This window comes from Mycobacterium sp. E3298 (assembly GCF_001666895.1).
GTDB lineage: Bacteria > Actinomycetota > Actinomycetes > Mycobacteriales > Mycobacteriaceae > Mycobacterium.
The window spans coordinates 1-1359 of record NZ_LZJB01000255.1 but is presented as its reverse complement, the minus strand read 5'-3'; the positions used below and the strand labels follow the sequence as shown (position 1 = coordinate 1359).

Genomic DNA, 1359 nt, shown 5'->3' with positions numbered 1-1359 from the left:
CCCACGACACGACGCGCCGGAACAGGTACCGGGCGACCTCGTCCGGCGACAGCCGGCGATGACCGTGGAACGTGCAGGTGACACCGAACTCGGTCTCGATGCCCATAATTCGTCGCTGCACGTAATCGAGCGTACTGGTTGTCTGACCGGGACGGTGCGGAAGCCGCGCCTACGGATCCGGACGAGTTTCGCGAAGCCCGCCAGGGCACCGCCTGGGGACCGCAACGGGACGTCGACAACTCGGACACCGGCGGGCGCGGTGTTCAGCCCGTAGCGAACACCGCACGCGGCGGGCCCGAGTCAGCCCGCGGCGTCGCCGTTGGATTCCGGCGCTTCGCCGTTGGTTTCCGACTGCCTCGAATCGCCCTCTTGCAGCAGACCTTCCAACGTGGCCCGGTTGATGCGCCGGAACGCCCGGCGTGGCCGGTTGACGTCCAGGATGGCGACCTCCAGGCTGCCCACGTCCGGGGAGGGCTGGTCCCCGCCTGAACCGTCGGTGCTGCCGGCCCGCAGCGCCTTCACGGCGATTTTGGTCGCCTCGCGCAAGTCGGCGTTCTCCGCGTAGGACTCCTTGAGCGCGGTCGTGATCGGCTCGGTTGTGCCGCCCATCACCACGAAGTGCGGCTCGTCGGCGATGGACCCGTCGTAGGTGATGCGATACAGCTCAGGCGGTTTCGTCTCGCCGTAGTGCGCCACCTCGGCGACGCACAATTCCACCTCGTACGGCTTAGCCTGCTCGGTGAAAATGGTGCCCAGGGTCTGCGCGTAGACGTTGGCCAGCTGGCGTCCCGTGACGTCGCGGCGGTCGTAGGCGTAGCCCCGGGTGTCGGCGAACTGGATTCCGCCGCGGCGCAGGTTGTCGAATTCGTTGAACTTGCCGGCGGCCGCGAAGCCGACGCGATCGTAGAGCTCACTGATCTTCTGCAGGGACCGCGACGGGTTCTCCGCCACGAACAGCACACCACCGGCGTAGACCAGCGCCACCACGCTCTTGCCGCGAGCGATGCCTTTGCGCGCGAGCTCGCTGCGCTCGCGCATCGCCTGCTCGGGCGATATGAAATACGGGAAGCTCACTTCTCACCACCGTCGGGGCCGAAAGTGTCTGCGCGTGAGCGGCTTTCGATCACCTCGCGGGCGAGCTCGGCGATCCGGCTCTCGGGCACCTCGGCCGCCCCCTCGGCGCCGATGGTGACCGCCGTCGGGTAGATGCCCCGAACCAAGTCAGGCCCGCCGGTGGCGGAGTCGTCATCGGCGGCGTCGTAGAGCGCCTCGACGGCCACCCGCACCGCCGAATCGGCATCGACGACCCGCGAATACAACTTCTTTATGGAGGACTTGGCGAAGATCGAGCCCGACCCC

2 protein-coding genes and 1 pseudogene are annotated in these 1359 nt (G+C 67.8%); all 3 read right to left on the bottom strand.

Annotated features, from left to right (window positions below; genetic code table 11):
* Positions 1 to 121: proteasome accessory factor PafA2 family protein (locus tag A9X05_RS32115; RefSeq protein WP_231968679.1), on the bottom strand; the 121-nt coding region annotated here is incomplete at its 3' end.
* A gap of 179 nt (positions 122 to 300) precedes the next feature.
* On the bottom strand, positions 301 to 1074 hold the full coding sequence (gene prcA / locus A9X05_RS11815; protein WP_067753797.1) for a proteasome subunit alpha: 774 nt from the start codon (positions 1072 to 1074) through the stop codon (positions 301 to 303).
* Positions 1071 to 1359: pseudogene (locus tag A9X05_RS11810) on the bottom strand (proteasome subunit beta); the annotation flags it as partial. The gene prcA and the pseudogene A9X05_RS11810, both read right to left, overlap by 4 nt.